Source organism: Yersinia sp. J1, from assembly GCF_050586585.1.
GTDB classification, from domain to species: Bacteria; Pseudomonadota; Gammaproteobacteria; order Enterobacterales; family Enterobacteriaceae; genus Yersinia; species Yersinia entomophaga.
Genome location: NZ_JBOBDP010000015.1, coordinates 43,537 through 58,612, shown reverse-complemented (window position 1 = coordinate 58,612; position 15,076 = coordinate 43,537). Strand labels below are relative to the sequence as shown.

Genomic DNA, 15,076 nt, shown 5'->3' with positions numbered 1-15,076 from the left:
AAATCAGTCTTATCAGCCATTGGATGGATTAAAACAGTTTCTCCATCTCCTGGGCGCGGCTGATTGCGGCCTGCATGGCATGGGAAACAATATCCGACAAATGTTGCTCATTAAATACGCGCAGCGCTTCCGCCGTGGTGCCACCTTTCGAAGTGACCTGCTCGCGCAAAGTCGATAGCGGTAGCTGCGGGTTGGCCTCGACTAGCGCTGTAGCGCCAGAAGCCGCTTGCTGTACCAGCAGGCGTGCGGTTTCGCTATCAAACCCTAAACGTTCCGCTTCTTGCTGCATTGCTTCCATAAACAAGAAGAAATAGGCTGGCGCACTGCCTGCGGCGGCAATAACCTGATTAATGCCGCTTTCATCGTTGACCCAACACACTTTACCGACTGAACCCATTAATTGAGCGGTAAAATCGCGATCGGCCTGGTTAACCTGCTCCGGCGCATAAAGCCCGCTCATGCCTTTTCCTACCAGAGAGGGCGTATTAGGCATAATTCGCACCAGATTCAGCTTGTCTCCCAGCAAAGCGTAAAAACGCGAAACGCTGATGCCGGCCGCGATGGATAATACCAGTTTCTTACCGAAATCTACCTGCTCACTCAATGGCTTGCAGACATCGGCCATCATTTGCGGTTTCACCGAAAGTACCACTACTTCGGCTTCACGAGTCTGAGCCACGTTATCACTGCTACTGATTACGCCAAATTCCTGCGCCAGAGCATCACGATGGGTGGCTGAAGGAGCGCAGACGCTGATTAATTTAGCCGGATACCCGCCTGCAACCAGACCCGCGATAATTGCGCGCGCCATATTGCCCGCGCCGATAAATGTAATTTTGCGATGTTGCATAAATATCCTCGATTAAGCCTGCGCTGGCGCGGCGGAACCATAGTCACGAGCGCCAAAAATGGCAGTGCCGATGCGCACCAAGTTGCTACCAGCGCTGATGGCGGCAGCCATATCGTCGGTCATACCCATAGAAAGCGTATCTATTTCAGGGTAGCGCTGTTTTAAGGTTAAGAAAGCCTGATTCATCTGCTGAAAAACGGCAAGCTGACGTTCAAAATCGCTTTCTGGCGCTGGAATTGCCATCAAACCCCGTAATTTCAAGTTTGGTAAACCATAAATACTGGCGGCCAACTCAGGGAGTTCGGCGAGCTGAATGCCGGATTTGCTTTGCTCATCGCTGATATTGACCTGAATCAGAACATTCAGTGCAGGCATGTCCGCCGGGCGTTGTTCACTCAGGCGCTTGGCAATTTTGAGCCTGTCAACGGTATGGCACCAGGCAAAATTTTCCGCTACCAGACGGCTTTTATTGGATTGCAGCGGGCCAATAAAGTGCCATTCCAACTCGGGATTCCCGGCGAAATAGTGGATTTTATCCACCCCTTCCTGAACGTAGTTTTCACCAAAGGCGTGTTGCCCGGCGGCAATGGCTTCTTCGATCGCGGCCACAGGTTTGGTTTTACTGACTGCAAGCAGCGTAATTTCTTCTGGGGAGCGTTCGCAATTCCTTGCAGCAGCGGCGATCCGGTTCCTGACATCCTGTAGGTTCTGTTGGATAGTGCTCATATGACCCCGGGAGTTTGATATGGATTTCAATGAATGGGTGGCGGCTAGTGTAAAGCATAATGCCTCCGATCTGCACCTGTGTACTGGCTATCATCCCGCGTTACGAATTTGCGGTGACTTGCATATATTCAGGCAGGTCGCGCAGGTTACATCGACATGGATACAGAATTTAAGCCGACAACTGTTAGATGAGGTGCATTATGAGAAATTACAACGGCATGGGCAGATTGATTTTTCATTTTCATTATCTTGTGGAACGCGGCTACGTGGGCATTTCTTTCAACAGCAACGTGGGCTTTCCGCCGCTTTCCGTTTGATTTCCGCCCAATGTCCCACTTTGGCCGAGTTGGATGCACCGGAGGTCGTGCATCATTTATTACCCTGTGAAAGCGGTTTGATATTGATAACCGGAGCGACTGGCAGTGGGAAATCCACCACGCTGGCAGGAATGCTCGACGGGATTAACCGTATGGGAGGGCGACACATCATTACGCTGGAAGATCCTATCGAATTTATTCATCACAGTCAGGGATGCTTGATTCAGCAGCGAGAACTAGGCGAGCACATGCCGTCTTTTAGTGCGGGGCTTAAGGCAGCGCTAAGGCAGGATCCGGATATCATTTTGCTGGGGGAATTGAGGGACAGAGAAAGCATTACGCTGGCGCTGACCGCAGCAGAAACCGGACACTTAGTGTTAGGAACCTTACATACCCGCACGGCGGCGCAGGCTGTTGATCGACTGGTTGACGCATTTCCGGCGGAAGACAAGGGCAGTGTACGCAGTCAGCTGGCGGGGAGCCTGATGGCCGTAATTGCGCAAAAGCTGCTGCCAAAACGAGGTGGAGGGCGAGTGGCTATATTTGAAACCATGGTACAAACCGGTGCAGTCAGCCATCTGATCCGGGAAGGAAAAACTCATCAGCTAACCAGTTTGATGCAAACCGGTGGAGCGATGGGAATGCAAACTTTTGAGCAAGGTTTAGTACAGCGTCAAAATCAGGGCGTATTGGCTCTGGCCGAAGAACAACGTTGGACGCAGCATTAAAAGGCAAAAGGCAAAAGGCAAAAGGCAAAAGGCAAAAGGCAAAAGGCAAAAGGCAAAAGGCAAAAGGCAAAAGGCAAAAGGCAAAAGGCAAAAGGCAAAAGGCAAAAGGCAAAAGAAAAGACAGAGGGAAAGAGAAAACATAAGCAACGAAGAGGGACGTCCAGCAATGGAGACTCTTGGGAGCGGGGAATTTGTCAGGAGAATCAACGGGGGTATGCGGGGAATATCAGCCCGGATATAAGTTCCGGGCTGATGACGTACAGATTAAGGCTTAGGAATCTGCTGGGTAATGCAGTGGATATTGCCGCCGCCCAACAAAATCTCTCTGGCTGGAACGCCAATAATGGCGTAGTCAGGATACATTTGTTGCAACAGATCTTTGGCCAAATCATCGGTACGGCTATCCAGCATTGGGAAAATGATTTGCTGGTTGCTGATCAGATAGTTGACGTAAGAACCTGCCAGACGTTCACCGGCAGTACGAGGCACCGCATCGGTTGACAGCACGTCGGCAGTCTCTTCTTCGGTGTTGTACAGCGGGCCGGGCGCAGGAAGCTTCCAGACTTTCAGCTTACGGCCTTTGGCATCCACCGCTTGCGATAGTACTTCGTAAGCGGCCACGGATCGGGCGTACTGCGGATCCTGCTGGTCGTCGGTCCAGTGCAACGCCACTTCGCCGGGGCGTACAAAGCAGCACATATTGTCGATGTGACCGTCGGTTTCATCGTTATATACGCCGTCTTGCAGCCAGATAAAGTGGGTTACACCCAGATATTCCCGCAGTAATGCTTCGATTTGTTCTTGGTTCAGGTCTGGGTTGCGGTTTGGATTCAATAAACATTCCGCGGTGGTTAGCAGTGTGCCTTCGCCATCGGTATGAATTGAACCGCCTTCCAGAATCAACGGAGCGGCATAGCTGAGGTTTTTATGAAACTGGTTCACCTGTTCGGCGACTTTTTCGTCCTGTCGCCAATCGGCGTACAGACCGCCCAGTAATCCGCCCCAGGCGTTGAATTTCCAGTCAACGCCACGACGTTCGCCTTTACCATTGATAACCATAGTTGGGCCGGTATCGCGCATCCAGGCGTCGTCACACTCCATTTCAACCAATGTGATATTGGCTGGCATAGTGGCTTTCGCCTGCTCCATAAATTTGGCCGGTACGCCCATGTATACCGGCGTGGCGCGAGCAATAGCTTCAGCAACCTTGGCAAAAGTTTGTTGGGCAGGAATACCTTTACCGCGCCAGTTATCCTGACGGTAAGGCCATAGCATCCAGACTGCGTCTTGAGGTGCCCATTCGGCAGGCATATAGAAACCGTCCTGCCGAGGAGTTGTTTGCAACGCCATGATTATCTCCGGGTTTTGCCGTCAGAAGTCGCCAGTGCCTGATACATTTCAGGACGACGGTCGCGGAACAGGCCCCATGAAGCGCGTTGTGCAGCGATTTCCTGCAAATCAAATTCATGTACTAATACGGTTTCGTCGGTTTTGTTAGCCTGAGCCACTAAAGCGCCGGTTTGGTCGGCGATGAAAGAAGAACCGTAGAAAGTCATTTCCAGACCATCGATATATTGACTGGCTTCGGTACCGATGCGGTTGGAAGCGATAACCGGAACCAGGTTGGCTGCGGCGTGGCCTTGCTGTACGCGAGTCCAGTGTGGCTGGCTGTCGATTTCTGGGAAAGCCGGTTCTGAACCAATCGCGGTTGGATAGAAGATCACTTCTGCGCCTTGCAGAGCGAGGCTGCGAGCGGTTTCTGGGAACCATTGATCCCAGCAAATACCTACGCCGACTTTGGCATAACGGGTTTGCCAGACTTTAAAACCGGTGTCGCCGGGAATAAAGAATTGTTTTTCCTGATAGGCCGGGCCGTTTGGAATATGGGTTTTACGATAAACATCCAGCACCGAGCCATCGGCATCGATCATCACCAGAGAGTTATAGTAAGCGTTGTTGGCGCGTTCGAAGAAGCTCAGTGGCAATACCACTTCCAGCTCGGCGGCCAGCTTGGAGAAATGTTGAATTAGCGGGCTATTGTCCAGCTCTTGGGCCAGCGCATAGTGCTCAGGGCTTTGATCAATACAGAAATAAGGTGCAGCGAAAAGCTCCTGAATCAGGATGATCTGCGCGCCTTTGGCGTGAGCTTGTCGCACCAGTTTCTCGGCATTTTCGATGTTCTTCGGCAGGTCCCAAGAACAGGCCATTTGTGTTGCAGCAACAGTCACTTTTGTCATGAGAAAACCTCAATAAATGTAAAAAACACCCTCTAAGGATGAGCGATATTCTGCGCCATCAATCTGTCAGAGTTAAATAAATCTCTACAGAGACGGCGGCGTTGGCCGTTGCGCAACTTGGCGGTTCCGGCATCGAGACAATAGAGGCTAAGCATAGTAATCAAGGCCGCCGTTGCCCAATTTCATCCGCCGATATCATCGCGGGGCAGCATACTATGTCAGCTAAAACTATTCGCCAAGCCCTATTGTACCGCGTGCTTAGCTCAATAGGGGTAAATTGGCAGCATTCTGCCGCAGATAGCGGTGTTTATCATGGTAAAGTGATTTTAAATCAATGTGCTATCTGTTTTGCGGGGAAAGTATGGGCTGGCGACCCCAAGCCTTGGCTCAGGGCATTTATGATATGATCTTGCCAAGATATTACTCGGGCTGTTGCTCGAACCAGCTCTCCAGAATAATCACCGCCGAGGCAGCGTCTACGCTGCCTTTGTCTAAAGCACGATAGCCGCCGCTGTCGAACAGATAGGCTCTGGCTTCTACTGTGCTCAGTCGTTCGTCGTGTAAAGCAATAGGTACACCAAAACGGCCATGCAGCCGATTGGCAAATTTGCGCGCTCTGGCGGTCAAAGGCTGCTCGGTGCCATCCATATTTAAAGGCAGCCCTACCACCACCAGATCTGGCTGCCATTCTTTCAACAATTTCTCGACTTTCTGCCAGTCTGGCGTGCCGTCCTGCGCTTTGAAAGAGGTCAGTGCGCGAGCCGTACCGGTAATTTCCTGACCGATAGCAACGCCGATACTTTTGGTGCCAAAATCAAAGGCGAGAATGGTGCGGTTAGCCATCAGGCGTGTCCTGCTTGAGGGGCGATATTGAAAATATTGATGCCCAGTTTATTGGCCGCTTGCTGCCATCGTTCGGCAATAGGCGTATGGAAAATGATATCGAGATCGGCCTCGATGGTTAACCAGGAATTATCCAGCAGTTCCTGCTCCAACTGGCCTTTTTGCCAACCGGCATAACCCAGAGCCACCAGCACATTTTTCGGCTGTTCCGGCGTACCTAATGTCGCCAGCACGTCTTTTGATGTGGTGATCATGGTTTCCGGCGAAATGCGCACGCTGGAGCCAAAGCCTGGCTGCGGTGAATGCAGGATAAAACCGCGATCGTCAGCTAAAGGGCCGCCGGCAAGCACCGGCTTATCCAACCGTATGGCAGGATCGCGCGGAGAAGGGGTGATTTTTAGTTTATTCAGCACGGATTCCACAGTGAATTTTTCCACAGGTTTATTGATAACCAAACCCATGGCACCTTCTTCATTGTGCTCGCAAATATATACCACCGAGCGCTTAAACTGAGGGTCCTGTAGTGAAGGCATAGCAATAAGTAAGTGATGCTGTAAATTCATTATGTTTTATAGGTAACTAGCTGAAGTAAAAGATAAACAGCCGCAATTTGCGGATGAAAGTAATAAAATGATGGGGTGCTGCCGTTGAAGCCGCAACCCCAAGTAGAATCAGGCTTTTTTATCAGCCAGGCGTTTTTCGATGGCATCCATCAACATACCGGTAACGGATACTTGAGGGAACGCGGCTTCGATCTCGCGAGCGCAGGTTGGGCTGGTGACGTTAATTTCAGTCAAACGATCGCCAATGATGTCCAGACCAACAAAGATCAGCCCCTTTTCTTTCAACGTAGGAGCAACCGCACGAGCAATTTTCCAGTCGCTTTCGCTCAGTGGGCGGGCTTCACCTCGGCCACCGGCGGCCAGATTGCCACGGGTTTCACCCTGTGCCGGAATGCGCGCCAGACAGTAAGGCACCGGTTCGCCGTCCACGACCAAAATGCGTTTGTCGCCTTCGGTAATAGCTGGCAGGAAGTTTTGTGCCATGCAGAAACGACTGCCGTGCTCGGTCAGGGTTTCGATAATCACCGACAGGTTAGGATCGTCCTGTTTCACGCGGAAGATAGACGCGCCGCCCATGCCATCCAGCGGTTTCAAAATAATGTCACCGTGCTTCTGGTGGAATGTGCGGATATGCTCTTTGCTCCGGCTAACCAGCGTATCCGGGGTTAACTCCGGGAACCAGGCGGTAAACAGTTTTTCGTTACAGTCACGCAGGCTTTGCGGTTTATTGACGACCAGCGTGCCTTTGATCTCAGCGCGTTCCAGAATATAAGTGGCGTAAATATATTCGGTATCAAACGGCGGATCTTTACGCATCAGGATAACGTCGAGATCGTGCAACGTCAGATCTTGCTCGCTGCCGAAGCTGAACCACTGGTTTTTATCTTCTTTTACGTTCAGCAAGCGAGTGCGGGCGCGGCCTTCACCAGCGTGGAGATAAAGGTCGTTCATCTCCATATAATGCAATTCGTAACCGCGGCGCTGTGCTTCCATCAGCATGGCAAAACTGGTGTCTTTTTTGATATTGATGGATGAGATAGGGTCCATCACGATGCCGAGCTTGATCATTATTTTCTCCTTTAACCCAGATCGCCGAAACGCACTTGTAAGGCAGTGATTGCGGTGAGCGCTGTCGTTTCTGTACGCAAAACGCGTGGCCCCAGCAGGATATCAGTAAATCCGTGGTGTGAGGTCATCTCAATTTCGGCGGCGGTTAAACCACCTTCCGGGCCGATTAACAGGCGGACTTTATCCACCGGCAGCGGCAGCGTATTAATGCTATTGCTGGCTCGCGGGTGCAGATTTAGCTTCAGGCTATCATCCTGTTCGGCGCACCAGGCCTCTAACTGCATAGCTTCACGGATTTCCGGCAGAGTGTTGCGACCGCACTGTTCGCAGGCGGCGATTGCGATTTTTTGCCATTGTTGAATTTTCTTAGCCAAACGCTCGCCGTCCAGCTTGACTCCGCAACGCTCTGAAAACAGAGGCGTAATGACGTTCACACCCAATTCGATGGATTTCTGGATAGTAAACTCCATCTTTTCGCCGCGAGAAATAACCTGCCCGAGATGCAAATTCAGGGGGGATTCCCGATCTTCAACCACGGCGTCGCCGAGGCGAACCTGAACGCTTTTTTTATCCACGCGAATGATTTCCGCGCTGAATATCTGATTGCTACCGTCGAAAAGCTGCAGGTTTTGCCCTTCGCTCATGCGTAACACGCGGCCTACGTGATTGGCGGCGTCATCGCTGAGAGCCAGTTCAGAATGAGCCGACAGCGGCTGCTGATGATAAATGCGAGGTATACGCATGGATTTGCTCTTGTTTCCGTAACGAAAATTTCACCGCGCCGTTCGTTGGTTAACGACGCGAAATAAAAGGCTGCCCGCAGAATAACAGAGTGGCGGGGATATCGGCCAATGGGGATATCAGCCAATATAGTAGGTTAGCTTTTTTGCCGCTGGCAAGCTTGTTGTACATAAGGGTTATGATTGCCCTGTACTTTTGCAATACGCTCGTCACGCAGGCATTCCCAATTATCAACCGGATATTGGCGATCCCAAACCTCAAACAGCCTGGTCTGCTGGCTGGACAGGCGAAGCTGATATTGATCGCGCATATAGAAGTAGGTACGGGCAATAGCACCGCGCGCACGCGCCGGTGGTTCTGCCTGCTTATTCTTGAAATCAACCTTCATCGCACATTGACCATATTGACCTTCGCCGCCTTTCCATTGACTGTACATGAAGTTATTCCGGTCTCCATTCACTTCGCCAATGGCTGGCTGCAAATTGTGCAGGTCGGTTTCAATTTGACGATAGACTGCATCTTTATTGCAGTTTTTACGGCCGCCATTTTGCCAGCATTGACGCTGGTGCCCAAATTGCCAGGCCGGAACCACATGTTCCCACTCGATACGCTCGGCCCGTTGTGCGTTTTTTCGTACCTGATAGCCGCAGCTGTTTAGATCGGGAAGCCCTTTTTTGCCTTGCCACTGAATCTGGCAGCCACAGTAAAAACTACCGGGAGCGTCTTGATGGATCTTGGCAGCTGCGGCTTTGGCATGCGAGAAGTTGTTGATATTTTGGCTATAACTGACGGATGAGAATAGCGGGGAAGAGCAAACCAGAACCAATAGAATTTTGCGTAACATGTTCCAAAACGACCTAAATATGGAAAAGAACGCAGGTTATAGAAAGTTATCGGCTCAGGCAAACAAAGATCTGGTTTTTTATACAGTTAATCCAATAACTAAGATGTTTCTGTAGTCGTATATTGCAGTTTTTCACCGCAGTGACGGCAGCGATATTCACTCTCTCCGCGTAGCACCCGATTGTGGCGGCGCACCGTCAGTTGGTGCAGTTGGCAGGCACAGCGATAGGGGAAGGTTTTGCTCTGCACCGAGGCGATTTCAAACTTATGCGTGCGGCTGGCGGGGACTTGCAGCACGCTTTCCATCATCCAGCGCCACTCTTTACCGTGTGGCGCAACGCGGCCAAACCGACGAAATACCAGTAAGTGAGCCAGTTCATGAGGCACCACTTCGTCGATAAATGTCTGTTTGTTTTCCAACAGTAATACCGGATTCAGGCGAATTTCCCAGGATTGTAGGTAAGCGCTACCGGCGCTAGTACCGCGTTGGTAATAGTTGATTTTTGGCTCTGGATGTTGGGTTCCCAGATGCTGGTTGGCAAGTTGCAGCTTCTGGCGTAGACACTGCATAACCCCTTGTTGCAGGGCGATAGGAATTCTTTGTGAGCTCATAGAGCGGAAGAATAGTGTGACGGAAACGCAGATGCAAGCGACCCGTTCAGCCTTGAGCGCACGAATTACACATTATATAATTATATTATATGTTTTTATATAATGAATGGCGAAATTGCAGGGCGTAACATGAGTAGCAAAGACACATTGAGTCTGAATCTGATGAGCATGGGAGCGGCTGAAGCCTGCGGTACCTTGCGTATGCTGGCAAACGAAGACCGTTTGTTATTGCTGTGCCAAATCAGTCAGGGGGAAAAATCCGTTGGTGAGCTGGAAACCTTGCTGAATATTCATCAACCGACCCTTTCCCAGCAGCTTGGGGCTTTGAGAAACGAAGGGCTGGTGACGACGCGAAGGGAAGGGAAACGTATTTATTACTCCATCGCAGATCGACGGATTCTGGCGATTTTACACACGCTATATGAGCTTTACTGTCCAAAAGAAGGAGAGGGGATTCATGAACATTGATTGGATGAATTTTACACCGTATTCGGCTGCGGCGGGAGGAATAATATTAGGCTGCTCCGTGGCGTTATTTTGGGTATTCAACGGAAAAATTACGGGGATCAGTGGTATTTTTGGCGGCTTATTAGCAGGGAAAAAGGGGGATATCAGTTGGCGATTGGCGTTCCTGATTGGCCTGATTGCTTCCCCGTTAGTTTATGCCTTGTTTTTACCTTTGCCAGCGATTCGGATTGATGCCGATATCGGAACACTGGTAGCCGCGGGGTTATTGGTTGGTATCGGCACCCGCTATGGTTCGGGCTGCACCAGCGGCCATGGCGTCTGTGGCTTATCGCGTTTTTCCCTGCGTTCGCTGGCGGCGACCTTGAGTTTCATGCTGGGCGGTTTTTTCACGGTGTGGCTAATTCGCCACGTATTGGTATAGATAAGGCAGGAAAATGAAACAGTTCTTTTCTCTATTGGCCGGACTGATTTTTGGGCTGGGACTGATTGTCGCAGGTATGGCAAATCCGGCTAAAGTGCTTGGTTTTCTCGATATTAGCGGCCTGTGGGATCCGTCTTTAGGGCTGGTGATGGCCGGAGCCATTCTGGTAGGCACATTAGCCTTTTTCCTGACTCGTAAGCGCTCTGTAAGTCTGTTGGGGCTCCCGATGCAGTTGCCGACGGCAACGCAAATCGATCGGCGCTTGATTGGTGGCAGCCTGCTATTTGGGGTTGGTTGGGGATTAGCGGGTATTTGCCCTGGCCCTGCGCTGGTATTAGTCGGTGCCGGTGTGGGAAAGGGCATGATCTTCGCATTGGCGATGGTGGTGGGAATGATGATTTTTAGCCTGACTGAACGAGTCAGAGCCCATCGTCAGGCATAAAAAACCCCGGAAACCGGGGTTTTAACTTGATGCGCGAAAGGTCTGAAACTTATTTCAGGCCAGCCGCATCACGCAGCAGTTCGGCTTTGTCGGTCGCTTCCCAAGGGAAGTGCTCACGGCCAAAGTGACCATAGGATGCGGTTTCACGGTAGATTGGTTTCAGCAGATCCAGCATCTTAATCAGGCCGTATGGACGCAGGTCGAAGAACTCGCGAACCAGCAGAGTCAGTTGCTCTGGAGCCACTTTCTCTGTACCAAAGGTTTCCACCATGATGGAAGTCGGTTCTGCTACGCCGATAGCGTAAGAAACCTGAATTTCGCAGCGATCGGCCAGGCCGGCAGCAACGATGTTTTTCGCTACATAACGCGCAGCGTATGCCGCTGAACGGTCAACTTTGGACGGATCTTTACCAGAGAATGCACCGCCACCGTGACGAGCCATGCCGCCGTAAGTATCAACGATAATTTTACGACCGGTCAGACCGCAGTCGCCCATTGGGCCACCGATGACAAAACGGCCGGTTGGGTTGATGAAGAATTTGGTATTCGCAGAAAGCCATTCAGCAGGGAGAACCGGCTTGATGATTTCTTCCATAACCGCTTCTTGCAGGTCTTTTTGCGCGATGTCTTCAGAATGCTGAGTAGACAGGACAACCGCATCAATTCCGACAATTTTGTTGTCTTCGTATTGGAAAGTCACCTGGCTTTTTGCATCTGGACGCAGCCAAGGCAGCGTACCGTTTTTACGCACTTCAGACTGACGCTGAACCAAACGGTGCGCGTAAGTAATAGGTGCTGGCATCAGTACATCGGTTTCGTTACTGGCGTAGCCAAACATCAGGCCCTGATCGCCAGCGCCTTGCTCCAACGGATCGGCACGGTCAACGCCCTGATTGATATCAGGGGATTGCTTACCGATAGCGCTCAGAACGGCACAAGAGTTCGCATCAAAACCCATTTCGGAATTAACGTAACCAATCTCACGGATGGTATTACGCGTAATTTCTTCAATATCTACCCATGCGCTGGTGGTGATTTCACCGCCAACCATGACCATGCCGGTTTTGACATAGGTCTCACAGGCGACTCGCGCCTTAGGATCTTGCTCCAGAATTGCGTCAAGTACGGCGTCGGAAATCTGGTCGGCAATTTTATCAGGATGTCCTTCGGAGACGGATTCTGATGTGAAAAGGTGTTTAGCCATTTTATTCTTTACCTTGGTATTCGGATGAAAAATCACTGCATAGCATTGAGGGGCGAGTCGGTGGTGCATATCAATACGCTCGCTTCCTGACTCTGGCGTCCTGTAACGCCCCCCTTAGGCAAAGCCTCAAGCAGTCATTAAAAAAACAGAGCCTGTAGCGGCCTATAATCCTATTCCATATTTGTAGTATGGACGGATTAACATCTGGACGTCTATTTTAGGTCACCTTTCAGCTTCATTACCAGCCCTTTTTAACATCAGATAACGCTTAGTGAGCTTTGGCGGCAAATTTTTTACCTATTGAAACAGTTGTTCGGCCATTTTCATTTTGCATTTTCTCTCTGTTCTAGGTATAAACTGCGCGCGCAGCTTATTTGATACGCAATGATGAAGATGGCATAGAATGGCATTGGCTCATTGTTTAATGGCGAGAGTTGGCGGTGAAAATCCTGTCAGCGACATTGGCATTATCAGCGGCGTCATCAAACTGTTACTTTATCTTGTTTATTAATAAGTCTTGTTCGTTCAATCGTGAACGACATGCGTGGAGGTGGTTGGATTAATGATCCGTTGTCTACTGGTTGCTGCACATCAACAGCTGCGTCGTTCTGACGTTCAATCCCCCCTTGCAACCTTCCTTTCTTGTATACCATCAACCCGATGTTACACCCATATGGGTGCCACTCAGGATTCGCGGGCAGGTTAACGGTCGCCTGAAGTACTGAATCCGGTTCGCCAGCCGTCTGTTTTTCAGATTTGGGCTGCATCCGATTCACGAAATCTCAATACGTATGTGTCGTTAAACGTATTTTACATTTAAACGTGTTTTACAATTATCTGAGTGATAACTCGCGGTCGTGCGGCGCTTTATTAGCGTATTATTCCTCCTAAAGGGTGCGCACACGGGTTGTCCTTGCAGGTTGTAGCTGCGATAGTGACTGACTTTATCGTCAGTATCGCAATAGAGGCGAATTATGTCTGATGATAACTTGATTGGCCGTCCGTCTACTGCGGGCGCACATGTTTCTTTACGCTCCATGCAGGAGGTTGCCATGAATGATCGTAATGCCAGCAAGATGCTGCGCACTTATAACGTCGCCTACTGGGGCGGGAACTACTTTGACGTCAATGAATTAGGCCATATCAGCGTTTGCCCTGATCCGGACGTCCCCCAGGCACGTGTCGATCTGGCGCAACTGGTCAAGGATATGCAAGAACAGCGCGGGCAGCGTTTACCGGCTTTGTTCTGTTTCCCACAGATTTTACAGCACCGCCTGCGTTCCATTAACGCAGCGTTTGAGCGTGCGCGTAACGAATTTGGCTATCAAGGCAACTACTTCCTGGTTTACCCGATTAAGGTTAATCAGCACCGCCGGGTGATAGAATCGCTGGTGAATTCCGGTGAACCTTTGGGTCTGGAAGCCGGCTCCAAAGCAGAAATGATGGCGGTACTGGCTCACGCGGGCATGACTCGCTCCGTGATTGTCTGTAATGGTTACAAAGACCGTGAATATATCCGTCTGGCACTGACCGGCGAAAAACTGGGCCATAAAGTGTATCTGGTCATCGAAAAGATGTCAGAAATCAAAATGGTACTGGAAGAAGCAGCACGTCTGGACGTGGTGCCGCGCCTAGGTGTTCGCGCTCGTCTGGCGTCTCAGGGGTCAGGTAAATGGCAGGCCAGCGGCGGTGAGAAATCCAAATTCGGTTTATCCGCAACTCAGGTTCTGCAACTGGTAGAAATGCTGCGTGAAGCCAACAGTCTGGATAGCCTGCAACTGTTGCACTTCCATTTGGGGTCGCAGCTTTCCAATATCCGCGATATCTCAACCGGCGTGCGTGAATCTGCTCGCTTCTACGTCGAACTGCATAAGCTGGGCGTAAACATCCAGTGCTTCGATGTGGGCGGCGGTTTGGGCGTGGATTACGAAGGAACGCGTTCTCAGTCCGATTGCTCTGTGAACTACGGTTTGAACGAATACGCCAACAACGTGATTTGGGGTATCGGCGATGCCTGTAATGAACACGGTTTGCCGCATCCAACGGTGATTACTGAGTCTGGTCGTGCGGTTACCGCGCATCATACCGTGCTGGTTTCCAACGTTATCGGCGTGGAACGCAATGAATTCAGTGAACCTCAGGCACCGGCCGAAGATGCGCCACGCGCACTGGAAAGCCTGTGGGATACTTGGCAGGAAATGCAGAAACCAGAAAGCCGTCGTTCTCTGCGTGAATGGCTGCACGATAGCCAGATGGATTTGCACGATGTGCATACCCAATACGCGCACGGCATGCTGGATCTGACGCAGCGCGCCTGGGCTGAACAACAGTACCTGACTATCTGCAATATGATTCAGGAACAGTTGGATCCGAGCAATCGCGCACACCGTCCGATTATCGACGAGCTGCAAGAACGTATGGCGGACAAACTGTACGTCAACTTCTCGCTGTTCCAGTCGATGCCAGACGCCTGGGGTATTGATCAACTGTTCCCGGTTCTGCCGCTAGAAGGTTTGGATAAGCCACCGGAGCGTCGTGCGGTGTTGCTGGATATCACCTGTGATTCAGACGGTACTATCGATCATTACGTGGACGGCGACGGTGTGGCTACCACGTTGCCAATGCCTCCGTACGATCCGGAAAACCCGCCAGCGCTGGGCTTCTTTATGGTGGGCGCTTATCAGGAAATTCTGGGCAACATGCACAACCTGTTCGGTGATACGGCCGCAGTTGATGTCTATGTTTATCCTGATGGCACCGTGAACGTGGAACAAACCGACGAAGGCGACACCGTGGCAGATATGCTGGCTTACGTGCAGCTAGACCCGGAAAAACTGCTGAATCACTTCCGCGATCAGGTCAAAGAAACCGATTTGGCCCCAGAACTGCAAGCCCAGTTCCTGGAAGAGTTTGAATCTGGTCTGTATGGCTACACTTATCTTGAAGACGAGTAATTCTTGAAGGTGAGTCCCAGTTAACTGGCTTGTCAGGCATTATCTTAAGGGCAGACTTC

General features: G+C 50.8%; 18 protein-coding genes. 7 read left to right on the top strand and 11 right to left on the bottom strand.

Going from position 1 to position 15,076, the window contains the following annotated elements; all coding sequences use genetic code 11:
* Positions 1–28 precede the first annotated feature (28 nt).
* Entirely contained in the window at positions 29–850 is an 822-nt protein-coding gene (proC, locus tag ACQ4OC_RS16570) for a pyrroline-5-carboxylate reductase (protein ID WP_120806586.1), read from the bottom strand.
* A gap of 12 nt (positions 851–862) precedes the next feature.
* Entirely contained in the window at positions 863–1,576 is a 714-nt protein-coding gene (locus ACQ4OC_RS16565) for a YggS family pyridoxal phosphate-dependent enzyme (RefSeq protein ID WP_120806587.1), read from the bottom strand.
* 19 nt (positions 1,577–1,595) lie between these two features.
* Between ACQ4OC_RS16565 and ACQ4OC_RS16560 the strand changes: the two genes are divergently transcribed.
* The gene (locus ACQ4OC_RS16560; protein WP_064515034.1) at positions 1,596–2,621 is read left to right on the top strand and encodes a type IV pilus twitching motility protein PilT; all 1,026 of its coding nucleotides are present in this window, start codon (positions 1,596–1,598) and stop codon (positions 2,619–2,621) included.
* Positions 2,606–2,764 (top strand): hypothetical protein, encoded by a 159-nt coding sequence (locus tag ACQ4OC_RS16555; protein ID WP_430971421.1) that lies wholly within the window; start codon positions 2,606–2,608, stop codon positions 2,762–2,764. Before ACQ4OC_RS16560 ends, ACQ4OC_RS16555 begins: the two co-directional genes overlap by 16 nt.
* A 121-nt stretch (positions 2,765–2,885) precedes the next feature.
* Here the strand turns inward: ACQ4OC_RS16555 and aguA are convergent, their stop codons facing one another.
* The 8 genes from aguA to ACQ4OC_RS16515 form a co-directional block, all read right to left on the bottom strand.
* Positions 2,886–3,971, bottom strand: a complete 1,086-nt coding sequence (gene aguA / locus ACQ4OC_RS16550; protein WP_120806588.1) for an agmatine deiminase — start codon at positions 3,969–3,971, stop codon at positions 2,886–2,888.
* Positions 3,972–3,973: 2 nt separating this feature from the next.
* Positions 3,974–4,858 (bottom strand): N-carbamoylputrescine amidase, encoded by an 885-nt coding sequence (gene aguB / locus ACQ4OC_RS16545; protein ID WP_064515030.1) that lies wholly within the window; start codon positions 4,856–4,858, stop codon positions 3,974–3,976.
* A 420-nt stretch (positions 4,859–5,278) separates the two neighbouring features.
* Positions 5,279–5,701, bottom strand: coding sequence for a Holliday junction resolvase RuvX (ruvX, locus tag ACQ4OC_RS16540; protein WP_064515028.1), 423 nt, complete (start codon positions 5,699–5,701; stop codon positions 5,279–5,281).
* The gene (locus ACQ4OC_RS16535; protein ID WP_430971420.1) at positions 5,701–6,264 is read right to left on the bottom strand and encodes a YqgE/AlgH family protein; all 564 of its coding nucleotides are present in this window, start codon (positions 6,262–6,264) and stop codon (positions 5,701–5,703) included. The genes ruvX and ACQ4OC_RS16535 overlap by 1 nt, the downstream gene beginning before the upstream one ends.
* A 108-nt stretch (positions 6,265–6,372) precedes the next feature.
* On the bottom strand, positions 6,373–7,332 hold the full coding sequence (gene gshB, locus ACQ4OC_RS16530; RefSeq protein ID WP_064515024.1) for a glutathione synthase: 960 nt from the start codon (positions 7,330–7,332) through the stop codon (positions 6,373–6,375).
* An 11-nt stretch (positions 7,333–7,343) separates the two neighbouring features.
* On the bottom strand, positions 7,344–8,075 hold the full coding sequence (gene rsmE, locus ACQ4OC_RS16525; protein WP_064515023.1) for a 16S rRNA (uracil(1498)-N(3))-methyltransferase: 732 nt from the start codon (positions 8,073–8,075) through the stop codon (positions 7,344–7,346).
* Between the two features lie 134 nt (positions 8,076–8,209).
* Positions 8,210–8,917, bottom strand: a complete 708-nt coding sequence (gene endA, locus ACQ4OC_RS16520; RefSeq protein WP_064515021.1) for a deoxyribonuclease I — start codon at positions 8,915–8,917, stop codon at positions 8,210–8,212.
* A gap of 98 nt (positions 8,918–9,015) precedes the next feature.
* Positions 9,016–9,528, bottom strand: a complete 513-nt coding sequence (locus ACQ4OC_RS16515; protein ID WP_064515019.1) for a SprT family zinc-dependent metalloprotease — start codon at positions 9,526–9,528, stop codon at positions 9,016–9,018.
* A 129-nt stretch (positions 9,529–9,657) separates the two neighbouring features.
* Between ACQ4OC_RS16515 and ACQ4OC_RS16510 the strand changes: the two genes are divergently transcribed.
* The 3 genes from ACQ4OC_RS16510 to ACQ4OC_RS16500 are packed head-to-tail and all read left to right on the top strand — an operon-like array spanning position 9,658 to position 10,859.
* Positions 9,658–9,996, top strand: coding sequence for an ArsR/SmtB family transcription factor (locus tag ACQ4OC_RS16510; protein WP_064518363.1), 339 nt, complete (start codon positions 9,658–9,660; stop codon positions 9,994–9,996).
* Positions 9,986–10,417 carry a YeeE/YedE family protein gene (locus ACQ4OC_RS16505; protein ID WP_064515017.1) on the top strand — a complete coding sequence of 144 codons (432 nt, stop codon included), beginning with the start codon at positions 9,986–9,988 and terminating at the stop codon, positions 10,415–10,417. The genes ACQ4OC_RS16510 and ACQ4OC_RS16505 overlap by 11 nt, the downstream gene beginning before the upstream one ends.
* 13 nt (positions 10,418–10,430) lie before the next feature.
* Complete coding sequence (locus tag ACQ4OC_RS16500) at positions 10,431–10,859, top strand: DUF6691 family protein (protein ID WP_064515015.1); 429 nt, start codon at positions 10,431–10,433, stop codon at positions 10,857–10,859.
* A gap of 49 nt (positions 10,860–10,908) precedes the next feature.
* On the opposite strand, the gene metK is transcribed toward ACQ4OC_RS16500, so the two are convergent.
* Positions 10,909–12,063, bottom strand: a complete 1,155-nt coding sequence (gene metK, locus ACQ4OC_RS16495; RefSeq protein WP_064515013.1) for a methionine adenosyltransferase — start codon at positions 12,061–12,063, stop codon at positions 10,909–10,911.
* A 562-nt stretch (positions 12,064–12,625) separates the two neighbouring features.
* Between metK and ACQ4OC_RS16490 the strand changes: the two genes are divergently transcribed.
* On the top strand, positions 12,626–12,769 hold the full coding sequence (locus tag ACQ4OC_RS16490; RefSeq protein ID WP_420804279.1) for a hypothetical protein: 144 nt from the start codon (positions 12,626–12,628) through the stop codon (positions 12,767–12,769).
* Positions 12,770–13,037: 268 nt separating this feature from the next.
* Entirely contained in the window at positions 13,038–15,017 is a 1,980-nt protein-coding gene (gene speA, locus ACQ4OC_RS16485) for a biosynthetic arginine decarboxylase (RefSeq protein ID WP_064515009.1), read from the top strand.
* Positions 15,018–15,076: the final 59 nt, after the last annotated feature.

Bases quoted from the DNA above. Each gene is read 5' to 3' on its own strand.
- ACQ4OC_RS16510 (WP_064518363.1), top strand. From the start codon at position 9,658: ATGAGTAGCAAAGACACATTGAGTCTGAATCTGATGAGCATGGGAGCG.
- speA (WP_064515009.1), top strand. From the start codon at position 13,038: ATGTCTGATGATAACTTGATTGGCCGTCCGTCTACTGCGGGCGCACAT.
- ruvX (WP_064515028.1), bottom strand. From the start codon at position 5,701: ATGGCTAACCGCACCATTCTCGCCTTTGATTTTGGCACCAAAAGTATC.
- ACQ4OC_RS16505 (WP_064515017.1), top strand. From the start codon at position 9,986: ATGAACATTGATTGGATGAATTTTACACCGTATTCGGCTGCGGCGGGA.
- aguB (WP_064515030.1), bottom strand. From the start codon at position 4,858: ATGACAAAAGTGACTGTTGCTGCAACACAAATGGCCTGTTCTTGGGAC.
- ACQ4OC_RS16515 (WP_064515019.1), bottom strand. From the start codon at position 9,528: ATGAGCTCACAAAGAATTCCTATCGCCCTGCAACAAGGGGTTATGCAG.
- metK (WP_064515013.1), bottom strand. From the start codon at position 12,063: ATGGCTAAACACCTTTTCACATCAGAATCCGTCTCCGAAGGACATCCT.
- ACQ4OC_RS16565 (WP_120806587.1), bottom strand. From the start codon at position 1,576: ATGAGCACTATCCAACAGAACCTACAGGATGTCAGGAACCGGATCGCC.
- gshB (WP_064515024.1), bottom strand. From the start codon at position 7,332: ATGATCAAGCTCGGCATCGTGATGGACCCTATCTCATCCATCAATATC.
- aguA (WP_120806588.1), bottom strand. From the start codon at position 3,971: ATGGCGTTGCAAACAACTCCTCGGCAGGACGGTTTCTATATGCCTGCC.
- rsmE (WP_064515023.1), bottom strand. From the start codon at position 8,075: ATGCGTATACCTCGCATTTATCATCAGCAGCCGCTGTCGGCTCATTCT.
- ACQ4OC_RS16490 (WP_420804279.1), top strand. From the start codon at position 12,626: ATGATCCGTTGTCTACTGGTTGCTGCACATCAACAGCTGCGTCGTTCT.
- ACQ4OC_RS16500 (WP_064515015.1), top strand. From the start codon at position 10,431: ATGAAACAGTTCTTTTCTCTATTGGCCGGACTGATTTTTGGGCTGGGA.
- proC (WP_120806586.1), bottom strand. From the start codon at position 850: ATGCAACATCGCAAAATTACATTTATCGGCGCGGGCAATATGGCGCGC.
- endA (WP_064515021.1), bottom strand. From the start codon at position 8,917: ATGTTACGCAAAATTCTATTGGTTCTGGTTTGCTCTTCCCCGCTATTC.
- ACQ4OC_RS16535 (WP_430971420.1), bottom strand. From the start codon at position 6,264: ATGAATTTACAGCATCACTTACTTATTGCTATGCCTTCACTACAGGAC.
- ACQ4OC_RS16560 (WP_064515034.1), top strand. From the start codon at position 1,596: ATGGATTTCAATGAATGGGTGGCGGCTAGTGTAAAGCATAATGCCTCC.